The organism is Proteus sp. G2675 (assembly GCF_963886535.1).
Taxonomy (GTDB): domain Bacteria; phylum Pseudomonadota; class Gammaproteobacteria; order Enterobacterales; family Enterobacteriaceae; genus Proteus; species Proteus mirabilis.
In genome coordinates this window covers 55,822-69,760 of the sequence record NZ_CAWPCB010000004.1, presented here as the reverse complement: position 1 = coordinate 69,760, position 13,939 = coordinate 55,822, and the positions used below count along the sequence as shown (strand labels likewise).

The following is a 13,939-nucleotide window of genomic DNA, read 5'->3' as shown; positions in this document are numbered from 1 at the left end:
CTATACTCTCTAACGGAAAGAGAGTCTCGTTACAGAGACTCTCGTTCAATTAACTGACAGGGGACTTGTACTGTTTTATTATGATTACGCTCTTGAATAATATGTAATGTTGCTTCTTTACCTAAGTCATAATGTGGCAACTGTACTGTGGTGAGTGGCGGATAGAATAACTCCCCCGTTCCTATCATATTGTCATAGCCTAATACAGCCACTTGCTCAGGGATACGTAATCCCATCGACAGTAAAACTTGATAAGCTAAAAATGCGATACGATCATTACCACAGATTAAAATATCAAAATCTGCTTTTTGCTGACGACAGTGTTGTTGTAACAATCCAATCACATCACGGTAATGTTCATCGCCAAATAACATCGTGTATTGACGCAATGATGACAAAGGTAAGCCGGCATCTTGCCAAGCATCTTCGACCGCTTTACGGCGAATAGGGCCTGCAACGGTATCTTCGGGTAGATAAAAACATAACGGATGCCGATAACCTTTTTCAATCACGTGTTTTATCGCAAAATATTGTCCGTGATAATCATCAGGAATATAGGTTGGAAAAGTTTGATCTTTAGCTAAGCAGTTGGCAAGTACCACATTTTTATCACGTAGCTTTTCATGTACCGTGATTTCTCGCAATCCCATTGTGGTATAGATGATACCATCTGGACGTTGAGCTAACAGTTGCCAAATGGCTTGATCATACCCCTCTTGTTCAGTGAGGTTTACAACAAATGAGCTCCAGCCAAACTGACGAGCGGTACGCTCAATGGATAAAATCATTTCCACGGAAAAAGGGGTCGTTGCGGTATCAATACCAAGCACACCGATCGATGAGACCTTAGTCCCTTGACCTCGAATTTTTCGCGCTGAAAAATCGGGCACATAATTCAGTTCTTCGATTGCGCGTTGGACTTGTTTCAACGTATCTGGTTTTAATAACTCAGGGTTATTAATCGCTCTTGAGACTGTCATCAAAGAAACAGATGCAAGTCGAGCAACATCTTTCAGTGACGCCATAATATTGGCTCGATTGGGTTGTTAAGTAAGGTAATTATAAATAATGCTCTATTTTACAATAAGTAAAGAGAGAAATCCACATTCTCAAGACCATACAAATATAAGTATGACAAATTATTTTAGTTAATAAACTAATCAAAAAACAATTATCAATATTAATTATACTCACACTAGATGTTTAATATAGTTAAAAACACTTACGATAAAAAACTTAGTTACAATTAATAACAGTTATATGAACTTCGTTTATAGAAGAAAAATATCTTTAACGATAAAATAGAAATATTGAAACAAAACAAAGTTCTGATATTTTATCTATAATATAATGAAAAAGTATTAATACTTTTTTATTTAATATATCCTTATTATGGCTCCGTTACGTGAATACTACTCTACATAGAAAATTTATAAATTAGTCAAATTTCGTTACTCATTTACTCTTGATTAAGAGAGGAATAAAATTGGGAGCAACATATGGAATCGATAATCCATCTGATCACTTTCGAAGATGACAGCACAAAAGTTCAACTTAAAGCAGTGCTTTCTTCTTTAGCGGCAAATGTGAAAACCTATTCAAATGAACAGGCATTTTTAAAGTACTATTTTTCATCAACTAAAGGGGCTCATAAAGAGTGCATCATAATTAACACTAAAAGTAGTGCATCGCCATCAATTGCGTTGGTAAAAGAGTTAAACAAATTAAAGAATATCATTCCTGTTATAATTATTTCGGGAGATGCATCGATAGAAAGTTGCCGTAACGCATTTAAAGCGGGGGCTTTCGAATATTTAACTCGCCCTTTAAACGTCAATGAGCTTCTTAATATTGTGTCAGAATCTTTTTTACACTATGAAAGTGAGGTTGAGCAATTCAGAACCTATATTTCTTTAAAAGATAAGTTTAGTAAACTATCAAATAGAGAAAAAGAGGTAATGGAGATGATCCTTGACGGTAACACCAGTAAAGAAGCAGCCGAAAAGCTCTCTTTATCACCAAGAACAGTGGAAGTTCATCGTTCGAATATGTATACAAAACTAAAAATAAGATCACTACCACAACTAGTACAAGAATATGATTTCTTTAAAAAATATGACTTAAGAGCCAATTAAATTTAGCCCGTATATCTTCTTTATCATTAGATGATATCCAGCGCTTGTATAACAGCTTAATCGACTTTCGTTTCATTATTATTTATTAATGAGAGTAAACTGTATTGTAAAAATATTCTATTTTTGATGAATAAGTATTGAATATGGAAATAATAAATATACTAAGCTCCATTCTGCAACAGAAGGGAAGGCTATCCTATTTTGACGCCTCCCTTTCATAAGTCATACAAATACTCCAACCTCTAACCTGAACAATTAGTATATTTTATTTTTATAATCGCTATTATTAATAACGCCCTCCCTATTCATTGTTAATAATGGCGAAACGATAAAATAAATACTATTTAATTTGACATAAATCATTTTTCACCTCTTACAGACATAACTACTATTGACAATCAATTTCTGATTTACTGTCTTATTTTTTAACTAAAAATATTGCTGATTAAAAAAGAACAAAAAAGGAATCGCTGTCTCTTTTTTATGTCTAGATAAAGTACAGTAATTGTCTAGTGACTTTAAATTAATCTATATTTACCTTATAGAAAAAATAATTAAAATAACAAAAAAATCATAAACAACCTCATAAAATAGCTGATGGATGTCATAACTCTGGTTCTTTTTAGTCTATTATTTAGAAATTAATTCTCTTTATTGTTGAGCTATTTTAATATATAACAAATTTTTTCTACTCACCCACATCATAATAGGAATATCATTTTAGGAAAAAATGATTACGTAAAAACAACTAAACAAAAATAAGTATTAACACCTAAAGAATAAGTATTTTTTGTCGATTGAATATTTATCCTAGCTTAATCAATGAGCCTACTTTTTTATTCACTTATAAAATTTATTAGATAATCTTATAATTTGATCTTCATTTTCTTTTTACTTAAACGTATTATGCTAATACCTTGTGTACTCACTAATATTTTTTTGTAAAAAAAATGAATAATGAAGAAAAAAATCGTCGTCCTATAAAAGCAAGACAAACCAACTGGGCAACTCGCTGTAGTCGCTGGCTGCAAAGCAAAGGCGCTACCCCCAATGGGATCTCTTTATTTAGTATCCTATTCGCTGCTATCTCCGGTTTGTTTCTCTACTTTGCTCTCGCTCACTCCCAAGGCCTACTTCAATCAATCCTTCTTATTTTAGGTGCATTAGCTATCCAGGGTAGACTTATCTGTAACCTACTCGATGGTATGGTCGCAGTTGAAGGCGGATTAAAAAGTCCTGCTGGTGCCGTTTATAACGAACTACCAGACCGAATAGCTGATACATTGATTATTATTGGTGTAGGTTATGGTTTATCCATCACTTTTCCTATCGCTATTACCTTAGGCTGGGTAGCTGCTTTCTTTGCGGTAATGACAGCTTATATCCGTGTATTAGGTGGTAGTTGTGGGTTAGAGCAGCGTTTTACGGGGCCAATGGCCAAGCAACATAGAATGGCATTATTAACCGGTATTGCCATTATCTCTGCATTTATTCCCGCTGAATGGGGAGCATGGCTCTGTTTAGTCTCCCTGTGGATCATTATCTTCGGCTCTGTACTTACTACCATTTTGAGAACTCGCCAAATTTTACGCGATTTAACACAAGGAGTTGATGAATGAAAAATGGCAAACTCTCTTTCGATGCAAAAATCATATCATCAGTCTTAGTCTCTATCTGCCGTTTTTTAACCGGGATCAGAGCCAAACAAATATCTCCGATTGAGAAAGATAAACCTTGTATTTATTATGCAAATCACTCAAGTCATCTAGATGGTTTAGTTATTTGGTCTTCACTTGCCCCCCATATTCGCCCATTTGTGCACCCTGTTGCTGCAGAAGATTATTGGAATAAAAACCGTTTACGTCGTTATCTTTCTCGTCGTATCTTTCGTGCAGTTTTGATCCCACGCCACGCGAATAAAACAAATGTTAGTGAAGGAAATGGTGAAACAACAACTGCACCTCAGAAAGTAAATGCTCTTACACTGATGCAGGCTGTTTTAGATAAAGGTGAATCGCTAATTATTTTTCCTGAAGGGACTAGAGGTAACGGTGAGTCTATTCAGGATTTTAAAGCCGGTCTTTGGCATTTGTCCCGTAACAATCCACAGGCTCAATTAGTCCCTATCTATCTTGAAAACTTAAACCGCGTACTTCCTAAAGGCTCTCGGCTTGTTGTTCCTATCATTTGTAGTGCCACATTTGGCCCGCCTATTGAACCGACACATGAAAATGAAGATAAGACTGAATTTCTATTAAGAGCCAAAAGTGCGTTAGAGGAGTTACATCATGGATAGTATCAACAATGAAATTCTCTGGATCTTTATCGGGCTATTCTCCTTTTTAATTATTGCCAGTATTATTGGTGCGATCCTTGCGGCACTCAAAGGTCCTACCTCAACCATTACCAATCTTAATTCTCGAATTAAAGCTTGGTGGATCATGTGTATCATTTCTGCCGTCGCTATTAGTATTGGAACAATAGGCTCAGTTATCCTCTTCGCCTTAATTTCATGGCTTGCATTACGTGAATTGGTTACATTAACCCCGACTCATCGAGGTGATCACGAAGCACTTTTTTGGTGTTTCTTTGTCGTGCTGCCTATCCAATATATTCTCGTCGGTGTGCAATGGTATAATTTGCTAGCCATCTTTATTCCGGTTTATGCCTTCTTATTAATTCCAACACGTATGGCGCTTTCCGGAGATACTCATCACTTTCTCGAGCGCATGGCAAAAGTGCAATGGAGTGTCATGATAGCTATCTATTGCCTTAGCTACGCTCCAGCATTATTAATGTTACCGATAGAAGGCTTTGAAGGACGTAATATTAACTTATTACTGTTTTTGATGATCGTGGTACAGACTTCTGATGTTTTACAATATGTGTTTGGTAAACTATTTGGCAAACATCCTATCGTACCGAAATTAAGTCCTAATAAAACCATCGAAGGTTTCTTTGGCGGCATTATTTCAGCAAGCCTTATAGGGATGATGTTATGGTGGGCAACACCTTTCACATGGTGGGCTGCTTTTTTACTCTCTTTAGTCATCACACTCGCAGGCTTTGCTGGCGGTTTATGTATGTCAGCCATAAAAAGAGACAGTGGCGTAAAAGATTTCGGTACTATGATTGAAGGCCACGGCGGTATGATGGATAGAATGGATTCCCTGTGCTTTGCCGCCCCTATTTTCTTCCACGTTATTCGCTATTTCTACGTGTAATTCCCTTTTGAATAAATGCTGGTAATCTGCAAAATTATTACCAGCATTTCTATAAATAAATCATCGAGTTATTATCGTCAATGTAATTAATCGCTTGTTTTAACTCAATTAAAAATACCTATATTTAAGCTTTATTTTTATAAATCAACATATTAAATAAGAATAATCCCATACTCGAAATCCGACCACTTCTTTTTTTAACTTATTGTCATAGATCACATTATTACTATCTTTTAATCTAGCGTTTCCTTTTTATTTTTTTGTAGATAATTATGATCACTTGGTTACTTCTTGCTTTATCTTTATTGTTATTAGGGTTCCATCGCAAACTTGCACTTACTACTTTAGCTATAACCACCATTAGCGCATTTATAACAGGTGTTATCACTTGGTATGTACTTCCGGTTATATTGAGCTTAATTTTACTCTCTTATGCATATCGCCATTACAAAACCAATCGTCTTATTGCCACTATTGTTATTCTTGCATTTATCGCCATTATTGTTGGGTTAACTTTTCATTTTATTCCTGGTTTTAATAACTTACGCTACATTAAACATGTTCCATTAGGGCAATATAGCCCCCCTTTCTCTTTTTATTTCAATGCCGATAAAGCATTAATCCCTTTTATTTTAATGATTTTTATTCCTACATTATTTAGGACGGAACCAGTAAAAAAAGCCAATAAATATCAATGGGTTTTACTGGCTATGGCGATCCCCGCACTGTTATTATTCGCAATGGCATTGGGTGGACTCACTATTGAATTACATTTGCCACAATGGCTACCCGCCTTTATGTTAGCAAATATTTTCTTTGTCTCTCTTGCTGAAGAAGCACTATTTAGAGGAGCCATACAGCAAAGTCTATCTCGCTATTTATCTCCCTATCTTGCGCTATTTATTACCGCTATTTTATTTGGGTTAGTCCATTTTGCCGGGGGAATATTACTCATTATCTTCGCCTCATTGGCAGGTATTATTTATGGCTTAGCGTGGATGTGGAGCGGTAGGCTTTGGGTTGCTACACTCTTTCATTTTGCACTGAATCTCACTCACCTGCTCTTTTTCACTTACCCTTTTAAAATCGCGTAAGTGCTATATTATTCTGCTGTATTTTAAGTTTTAGTCTTTCCGTCTCTTTACTCGTTTAATACTAATACGAGTAAAGAGGATGGGTGAAACGTGAAAGCAGTCACACTATTAACTTATCGATCATCTTAATTTTCCCATCATTAGCTGAAATTTTTTGTTAGTATGCCCTTTATCGCTTATCTATAAATAACAAAAATTTTATACAACATATAATAACAAATAAGCCAAAATAACAGCGATTGACAGCATAAAAAATACCCACTATTGCATTGTGATAGGTATCCATCACACAAAAATAGATTATTTTTACCATACACATTATGTGACTTTTACCTCTTTCACCATCAGGAAAAAGAATATGTTAGATCAAGAGATGATCCGTACTTTTATTCAAGTAGCAGATTGCCAAAGCTTTACTAAAGCGGCGGAGATGTTACACAAAACATCTGCGGCCATCAGCTATCGGATCAAAACCCTAGAAGAGAATATTGGTACACAGTTGTTTAATCGTACGACAAGAACCGTCACATTAACGCCGGCAGGAGAATATTTATTAGAGAAATGTCGCCAGTGGATTGTTTGGCTTGAATCAATGCCTATCGAGCTACAGCAGATGAATGCGGGAGTTGAGCACCAAGTTAATATTGTTATTAATAACTTACTCTATGATCGTACCGCCGTGGCCAGTATGTTAGCCTGCCTGCACCAGCGTTTTCCTTCTACCCAATTTCATATTACTCGACAAGTTTATATGGGAGTATGGGACGCGTTAATTAATGAAGATTACCATTTTGCCATTGGTGTCACAGGTAATGAATCACTGAAAAATAATATTAATATTTGTGCTATGGGGGAAATTCAATGGCAATTTGTCGTGGCACCAAATCATCCATTAGCCAATGTTAGTGGGGTATTAAGTGATGATCAAATGCGGATATACTCTGCCGTCAATGTTGAAGATACTTCACGCCATCTTTCCAAACGCACTGCTTGGCGTCTATCTGGACAACATGAAATTAAAGTGCCTGATTTACATACTAAACTAGCATGTCATTTAAAAGGTGTCGGGATCGGTTTTTTACCATTAAGTCTATGTAAGCCACTGATTGATAGTGGACAACTTATTGCAAAGGAAGTGAAAAATCGTCGCCATAATTCTCCCCTATCACTAGCTTGGTGCGAAGATAAAAAAGGTGCCGTTGTCAGCTATCTGGTTGATTTATTCCGACAAGGGCATCCCAGTGTGCAATCTTTTTACGATCCCCTTAACTAAAAAAGGCAAACCGAAGTTTGCCCTTGTTGATAACATTAAACTTAATGCGTTAGTTGGTCGCTGTGGCGTCAGGATTTTCTTTAATAAATAAGCTTGCCACAATACCTATGCAAATCAGGATAGCAGCAAAATAGAAGCCGGAATCCATACTTCCTGTTTTATCTGATAAAAAACCCGTTAATGTAGGGGCAAATACTGAACCTAGCATACCAATACAGTTATACACACCAAAAGATGTCCCTAATGCATGGCGTGGTGAATTATCTGCCACTACCGCCACTAATACTGGATTAGTACTAATTTTCCCTACGATCCCGTATAAGATCAGTGCACCAATCAGTACCGGCATAGAATCTGACATAGGTACAGCAAGAATAGCCACTAAAGATAACGGTAACATAATTAATAGCACAGGCTTACGACGGCCTAATTTATCAGAGAACCAGCTAAATAAGAGTGAGCCAGGAATAGCAAACCAAGGCATGAGTGATGCAATGGTAGAGATCTGTGTTCCTGTAATACCACGCTCGGTTTCAAGATAATAGGGTAACCAAGTGACTAAAACAAAGAACCCATAGATTGAACAGAAGATAGTAATATAAGCAAGGTTAATATTACGGTTACCAAATAAATCTTTAAACGTCAGTTTTGTTTTCTGTTTTGGTGCATCAGGAGCCGTATCCGTAGCTTTCGTTTTAGGTTTATCTTTTATTATCCATAACATCATCAAACCAATGATAATAATAGGCACCCCAATAATATAGAATGGTGCACGCCAGCTCATCCCCATCTCACCGACAGAAATACTAGAGATGTAGTAACCGATGGATAAACCAAACGCCATACCACTATTGATAATGGCACTACCTAGCGTAATACGATGTTTTGGAATAGCTTCTGAAGATAAACCATATTGTGGACCATAATAGAATCCTTGGAATACCCCGACCATCACCCATGCAAACATAAAGGTGACATAAGTTGGCATCATCCCTGCGATAATGGTAAATCCACCAAAGAGCACAACCCCCGTGACTAAGACTTTTTTCTTACCTAAATAGTCACCAATTATGCCTGATGGAATGTTCAGTGCTGTATAACCAATAAAGAAAATACTCATAATTGAGCCAAGTTGCGCTTTGGTAAGATCAAACTCAGCACCAATATTCACCATTAAAGGACCGACAATGGCACGGCTACCATACAGTGCAATCCAACCAAAAAAGAAAATAATCGTCAGCTTGACCCAATAAGGGACTTTGCCTTTACTCTCATTCACTTGTGCATCGTTCATAATGACGCTCCTGACAGAATGTTATTAAGACTTATAAATTAAAGTGCCAGACTGACCTTCAATAACCTGTTGAATGTTTTGTAATGCGCCAATATGAGCTTGTTGTCCTGTGGCATTTACAAAATCACTGACAGCCATGATTTTTGGTCCCATTGCGCCATCAGCGACTGCCATTGGTGCAAGTTCTTCTGGTGTTGCTTCACGAATAGCAGCTTGTTCTGGTGTTCCCCAATTTTTATAAATGGCATCAGCCTCTGTTAAAATAACAAAGTGCTCTGCATTTAACTCACGAGAAATTAAAGCTGCTGTTAAATCTTTATCTATAACGGCTTCACTACCAATAAATTCATTATTTATATTATTAACTGGAATACCTCCTCCACCGCCACAAATAACAATATGACCTTTATCTAATAAAAGCTTTACTGCCTCTATATCAATTATTTTTTGAGGTGCTGGTGAAGGTACGACACGGCGATAATATTGCCCATCTTTTTTAAATGTCCATTGATATTTATTTATTAATTCTTCTTTTTCTGCTTCCTCATAAATAGGACCAATAAATTTACTCGGCTCTCTAAAAGCCTCATCATTAATATCAACAGAAACACGAGTCATTACTGTAGTAATTGCTTGCGTAGGATTATTTTGATTGATTTTCTGCATCATCATATAACCAATCATCCCCTGGCTTTCCGCGACCAAGATATCCAACGGATAGGCTGGAACCGCTTGATAAGCAAGATTTTGTAATGCTAACAACCCAACCTGAGGCCCATTACCATGTACTAAAACAACACGGTACTCTTGCGCTAATTTATTAATTGTCTCTGACATTAATTCAATATTTTTATATTGATTTTCAGCAGATAAAACTTCGCCACGCTGTAATAATGCATTTCCGCCTAAAGCAATAACAATTGTTTTCATAATTATCCGTTTCCGAACGTTTATAATTTCTTTTTAATAAAAAAAGATTAATCTATACGCTGTTGTTGTTTAATTTGATAACCAATCCATAATCCCAGTAAAGTATCTGTACCGGAATGATGACCGATAGAGAGTATTTCCAACATATCTTTAAAAATAATCTCTTTATTTTTTATTTTTTTACCTAGTTGAATAAGATAGGTAGAAAATATTCCCCGTGTGGCGTATTCCAAATAATGTTGACTCACTATCGTAGTTAATGACGATAATGGTGGTGTTTCATTAAAAAAATGTTCAATCGATTTTTCTGGCTGTGCTAAATAATGCGCAAATAACATTCCCACCAGCATATCATCTGAACTCGGTGTTAACCCTGGACCTTTACCAATAAACATCGCCCAATTAACCGCTTTTCCAGACAATTGATGATAAAATAACTTTGTTAATAACTTAATTTCATCAAGTCGAGCGATTTGACGATAGTTTTTTAATGGCCCATAGAGTCCTGTCGCTATCACCGGAGATAATAGAGAAAAAAAACTCTCTAACCATCGTAAATCTAATGTCGCTTTATCTTGTAAACGCAAATTTTCACTATCACCGGCAATCAATGTCATATTATCTGCGATTGCGATTTGATTGTTTTTCACCCGCATTTTCAAAGCGGGATGACACTGCTTAGCCAAAGAATCAAAATCGGCTTGTTTCAGTAGCCACCCCATCGGGCTTAATCCTCTTCCTTGCCGATGAAAAGTGATTAAGCGTTGCTGAGGGCAAATAAAATTCAAAGCATGTTCATAAATGCCGACACATTTAAACTCACCTTCAAAAGCAAAGATATGCTGACTGGTTTGAAGTGCTTGAATTTGCATATTGCCCCCTGACGACCGTGTTATTACAAAACGTGATTAAGCTTCAATGCCTAATTCTTCTGCCAGTGCCACTATCGCTTTTTCAAAACAGCCTAAAGGTGCACGTACCGTTCCTGCGCCAATTTGCCCAACCCCCGGCTCTTTATGAGCAATACCCGTATTAATTAGCGGTGTAATACCCGTTTCAACAACTCGACGAGCATCTAAACCTAAACACGCACCTTGGAAATCCCAAGTCGGTATTTGTAGCATCATATTACGAGCAAGGTAGATTTCAGCCATCTCTTCTGTCACTTCACGTGCTGCATCCATACCACCCGATGCCCCGACAAAGCGGGTTACTCCCGGAGCTGCAACCATTGCCGCACCACCAATACCGAAAGTTTCAGTAATAGCACTATCACCAATATCAGGGTTGGCATCTGCTTGGCTAAAACCAGAGAAGAATAATCCTTGTGGCGTATTAACAGGTGCTGTAAACCATTGATCACCCATACCACTTATTTTGATGCCAAAATTACTACCATTACGCGTCATTACCGTCACAATCGTACCTTGCTTAATTTGTGCTCCTGCGTCCATCGCCGCTTTACAATAAGCCATGGCTAAATTAAGGAAGAATTGGTCAGTAATACTGAGGAATTTGGTCACTTTGGTTATCTCAGCCACATCTAAATCCAATGTGCTAAGAATTGGCGCCAGCTCTCGTAACAATAGTGCAGAAGCTGCAATATTACGTTGGTGGAATTCATCCCCCATCGTAATGGCTTGACCCATAATTGCCGTAAGGTCTATCCCATTCTCAATGGTGGCTAAAGCTGCTTTTAATACCGGAGCTAAGCTATTACGCATCCAATGCAAACGTTCTTGTACATCAGGACCATAAGCACCAAAACGCATCACTTTACCAATACCTTCGTTCATATTGCAGTAAGCATAGTTACCGTGAACATGGTTTTTAATCACTAGCATTGGCATATGAGCAGAAGTAATACCGCCCATCGGCCCTACTGCATTGACATTATGGCAAGGAATAAACTCAATCTCTCCCGCCTCTAACATAGCCAAGGCTTGCGCTTCATTTTCAGCCCAACCTTCAAATAAGCTAGCACCAATACAGGCGCCACGGACAGGGCCACTCATTTCTTGCCAAGTTACAGGAGGTCCTGCATGCAGTAATTTTTTTCCTGTTGCTAAAGTTGGTACTACTTCTTTTGCTAAACTGACATCACACCAGTGAGGACGGGCTTCACGGATACGTTCGATAACTGCTTCATTCGCTTGTTCGATAGTTGAGTACATATCTGCAATTCCTTATTTCAATTTCTTTAATATTTCAGCCAGTTTTTTATTACCACCTGCGACAGGTGCCCATTGATAATGAACAACAGGCGTACCACTGGATTGCAGATCGTCAGCAAAACTGCGTAATCCGGCGTTGATCACGGAGATCCCATTTAAAAGTGGTGAAATTTCAGCAGCGGCTTCTACTGGATGTGGCTGGATTAATTCTTTGGCTAACAGTACGACTTCTGGCAAGGTATCCATCACAATAATACCTGCATCTTGTAGCTGTTTTTGTTGCTCACTACGGTTTTGAGGATCTTCCTGCGTACCGGTAATAGTGGCGATAGTAATCAGTGGATTAGCTTCACCACGTTTTTCATTTAATTTTTTAATTTCTTGAATTAATGCACCTGCTGGATCTGACGTTGCACCATAACCAATCACAAAGTCGACCAGTAATACGCCAATATCATGCTTATTACTTAATTCACTAATAAATTTATTGCGAGTAGAAGGATCTATCATTGGATGGGGTTTGCCTTGGGTATAAAAATCATCGCCCATATCAATAATTTTATGCCCTTGTGCATCGAGCATCGTACCTTGCTTATGTTCGTTATCTACCGCCACATTGAGTTGCTCAGATAACAACATCGCGCATTCTGCCGCTAATGTTCCACCCGCATATAATCCAATAATCTTTTTACCTGTCACTTTAGGTAACTGAGCAGCACTATCTTCAACACGTGCTAACGTAGCCGCAATACGCGCCGTTTCGTCTAAGGTGCGAGTAAAATAGATATTATCGTCTTGATATTTCTCTGGTGTTGTTCCTAAGAATTGCGCCACTATCGGTTTATTATGACGCTTCATTTCTGCAATGATTTTTTCACGTACTGCAGGCGCGGGAGGTTTAGAAACAAAAGCAATCACACGGGTTTGAGGATCTGCCGCCAGCATATTAATAGCCGTGATAGCACTAATGCCACCAATTTGCTCGCTGAGATCTCGTCCCCCCAGACCTATTGCATGAGAAACCCCTTGGCGTTGTAATACAATTTGTGAGGTGATCTCTTGAATTCCTGTCCCTGATGCACCAACAATACCAATAGAGCCTTTCGGTGCAATGTTAGCAAAGGCTAAAGGTGCGCCAGCAATATTTGCCGTACCACAGTCAGGCCCCATGACTATCAATCCGTTAGCGGCGGCTTTTTCTTTTAATGCTTTTTCATCAGCAATAGAGACGTTATCGGAAAATAGCATCACATTACAGCCATCTTCTAATCCCATATCAGCTAATTCTGCCGCATACTCACCGGCAATAGAAATAAGCAACATATTAGCGTTAGGACTTTTTTGTTTAGCCGTACGCCAGCTACGTACAGTGGTTAATTTATTACCACTTTTTTGACCGTTAGCAATATCAGCTAAGGCTTCTTCTAACGCACTGGAGATAGTCTCGATAATAGCGGGATCGTCTGATTCAGCTTTAATCGAAACACAGATATCATTCGGTGTCGCTTCGTTAAAAATGTCATGCCAAAAACCGGTGACATCAAGGAGAGATTTATTCGCTGGTGTTCCCATCATGACGGAAATTTCTTCCACCTCAGGGGCTTCACTTAATTTTCGGGAAATTATCATCAGGCTGACGGAATCCTGAAAGCTCCCTTTTTTAATAAAAGCATGGATCATTATAATATCCTTAACGCATTTAATATATGTAACTGCACATATCTAGTTGCATTTCGTTTTTTTGATAATAAGAAGCCTATTTACTTAATAGCTTAAGTAATATAAATAAAATTCGAGATAGACATGTTTGAAACT

Annotated in this window: 12 protein-coding genes; 6 read left to right on the top strand and 6 right to left on the bottom strand. The window is 37.7% G+C overall.

The window, feature by feature from the left end; all coding sequences use genetic code 11:
* Positions 1 to 29 precede the first annotated feature (29 nt).
* The gene (locus AACQ49_RS00685; protein WP_004244288.1) at positions 30 to 1,025 is read right to left on the bottom strand and encodes a LacI family DNA-binding transcriptional regulator; all 996 of its coding nucleotides are present in this window, start codon (positions 1,023 to 1,025) and stop codon (positions 30 to 32) included.
* A gap of 474 nt (positions 1,026 to 1,499) precedes the next feature.
* Here AACQ49_RS00685 and AACQ49_RS00680 point away from each other — a divergent pair, with 474 nt between their 5' ends.
* The 6 genes from AACQ49_RS00680 (at position 1,500) to allS (ending at position 7,726) form a co-directional block, all read left to right on the top strand.
* Entirely contained in the window at positions 1,500 to 2,135 is a 636-nt protein-coding gene (locus tag AACQ49_RS00680; RefSeq protein WP_004244289.1) for a response regulator transcription factor, read from the top strand.
* A 950-nt stretch (positions 2,136 to 3,085) separates the two neighbouring features.
* Positions 3,086 to 3,754: a CDP-alcohol phosphatidyltransferase family protein gene (locus AACQ49_RS00675; RefSeq protein WP_004244291.1), complete on the top strand. Its 669-nt coding sequence runs from the start codon at positions 3,086 to 3,088 to the stop codon at positions 3,752 to 3,754.
* Positions 3,751 to 4,431, top strand: a complete 681-nt coding sequence (locus AACQ49_RS00670) for a lysophospholipid acyltransferase family protein (protein WP_004244292.1) — start codon at positions 3,751 to 3,753, stop codon at positions 4,429 to 4,431. Before AACQ49_RS00675 ends, AACQ49_RS00670 begins: the two co-directional genes overlap by 4 nt.
* A complete protein-coding gene (locus AACQ49_RS00665) occupies positions 4,424 to 5,359 on the top strand; it encodes a phosphatidate cytidylyltransferase (protein WP_004244293.1) in 936 nt (311 codons plus the stop codon). Before AACQ49_RS00670 ends, AACQ49_RS00665 begins: the two co-directional genes overlap by 8 nt.
* A gap of 272 nt (positions 5,360 to 5,631) precedes the next feature.
* A complete protein-coding gene (locus AACQ49_RS00660) occupies positions 5,632 to 6,453 on the top strand; it encodes a CPBP family intramembrane glutamic endopeptidase (protein ID WP_017827519.1) in 822 nt (273 codons plus the stop codon).
* A gap of 358 nt (positions 6,454 to 6,811) precedes the next feature.
* Positions 6,812 to 7,726: an HTH-type transcriptional activator AllS gene (gene allS / locus AACQ49_RS00655; protein ID WP_004244295.1), complete on the top strand. Its 915-nt coding sequence runs from the start codon at positions 6,812 to 6,814 to the stop codon at positions 7,724 to 7,726.
* A gap of 49 nt (positions 7,727 to 7,775) precedes the next feature.
* On the opposite strand, the gene AACQ49_RS00650 is transcribed toward allS, so the two are convergent.
* Genes AACQ49_RS00650 through AACQ49_RS00630 form a run of 5 tightly spaced genes read right to left on the bottom strand, consistent with a single transcriptional unit; the run spans position 7,776 to position 13,804 of the window.
* Positions 7,776 to 9,020, bottom strand: coding sequence for an MFS transporter (locus AACQ49_RS00650; RefSeq protein ID WP_004250283.1), 1,245 nt, complete (start codon positions 9,018 to 9,020; stop codon positions 7,776 to 7,778).
* Positions 9,021 to 9,044: 24 nt separating this feature from the next.
* A complete protein-coding gene (locus AACQ49_RS00645; RefSeq protein WP_004244298.1) occupies positions 9,045 to 9,950 on the bottom strand; it encodes a carbamate kinase in 906 nt (301 codons plus the stop codon).
* Between the two features lie 47 nt (positions 9,951 to 9,997).
* Positions 9,998 to 10,822 (bottom strand): DUF2877 domain-containing protein, encoded by an 825-nt coding sequence (locus AACQ49_RS00640; protein WP_161778837.1) that lies wholly within the window; start codon positions 10,820 to 10,822, stop codon positions 9,998 to 10,000.
* 36 nt (positions 10,823 to 10,858) lie between these two features.
* Complete coding sequence (locus tag AACQ49_RS00635; protein ID WP_036905091.1) at positions 10,859 to 12,124, bottom strand: YlbE family protein; 1,266 nt, start codon at positions 12,122 to 12,124, stop codon at positions 10,859 to 10,861.
* Between the two features lie 12 nt (positions 12,125 to 12,136).
* Positions 12,137 to 13,804, bottom strand: a complete 1,668-nt coding sequence (locus tag AACQ49_RS00630; protein ID WP_004248663.1) for an acyl-CoA synthetase FdrA — start codon at positions 13,802 to 13,804, stop codon at positions 12,137 to 12,139.
* Between the last annotated feature and the right edge of the window lie 135 nt (positions 13,805 to 13,939).

Excerpts from the sequence above, each read along its gene's own strand:
- AACQ49_RS00630 (WP_004248663.1), bottom strand. The coding sequence starts at position 13,804 with ATGATCCATGCTTTTATTAAAAAAGGGAGCTTTCAGGATTCCGTCAGC.
- AACQ49_RS00635 (WP_036905091.1), bottom strand. The coding sequence starts at position 12,124 with ATGTACTCAACTATCGAACAAGCGAATGAAGCAGTTATCGAACGTATC.
- AACQ49_RS00685 (WP_004244288.1), bottom strand. The coding sequence starts at position 1,025 with ATGGCGTCACTGAAAGATGTTGCTCGACTTGCATCTGTTTCTTTGATG.
- AACQ49_RS00645 (WP_004244298.1), bottom strand. The coding sequence starts at position 9,950 with ATGAAAACAATTGTTATTGCTTTAGGCGGAAATGCATTATTACAGCGT.
- AACQ49_RS00640 (WP_161778837.1), bottom strand. The coding sequence starts at position 10,822 with ATGCAAATTCAAGCACTTCAAACCAGTCAGCATATCTTTGCTTTTGAA.
- AACQ49_RS00660 (WP_017827519.1), top strand. The coding sequence starts at position 5,632 with ATGATCACTTGGTTACTTCTTGCTTTATCTTTATTGTTATTAGGGTTC.
- AACQ49_RS00675 (WP_004244291.1), top strand. The coding sequence starts at position 3,086 with ATGAATAATGAAGAAAAAAATCGTCGTCCTATAAAAGCAAGACAAACC.
- AACQ49_RS00670 (WP_004244292.1), top strand. The coding sequence starts at position 3,751 with ATGAAAAATGGCAAACTCTCTTTCGATGCAAAAATCATATCATCAGTC.
- allS (WP_004244295.1), top strand. The coding sequence starts at position 6,812 with ATGTTAGATCAAGAGATGATCCGTACTTTTATTCAAGTAGCAGATTGC.
- AACQ49_RS00680 (WP_004244289.1), top strand. The coding sequence starts at position 1,500 with ATGGAATCGATAATCCATCTGATCACTTTCGAAGATGACAGCACAAAA.
- AACQ49_RS00665 (WP_004244293.1), top strand. The coding sequence starts at position 4,424 with ATGGATAGTATCAACAATGAAATTCTCTGGATCTTTATCGGGCTATTC.
- AACQ49_RS00650 (WP_004250283.1), bottom strand. The coding sequence starts at position 9,020 with ATGAACGATGCACAAGTGAATGAGAGTAAAGGCAAAGTCCCTTATTGG.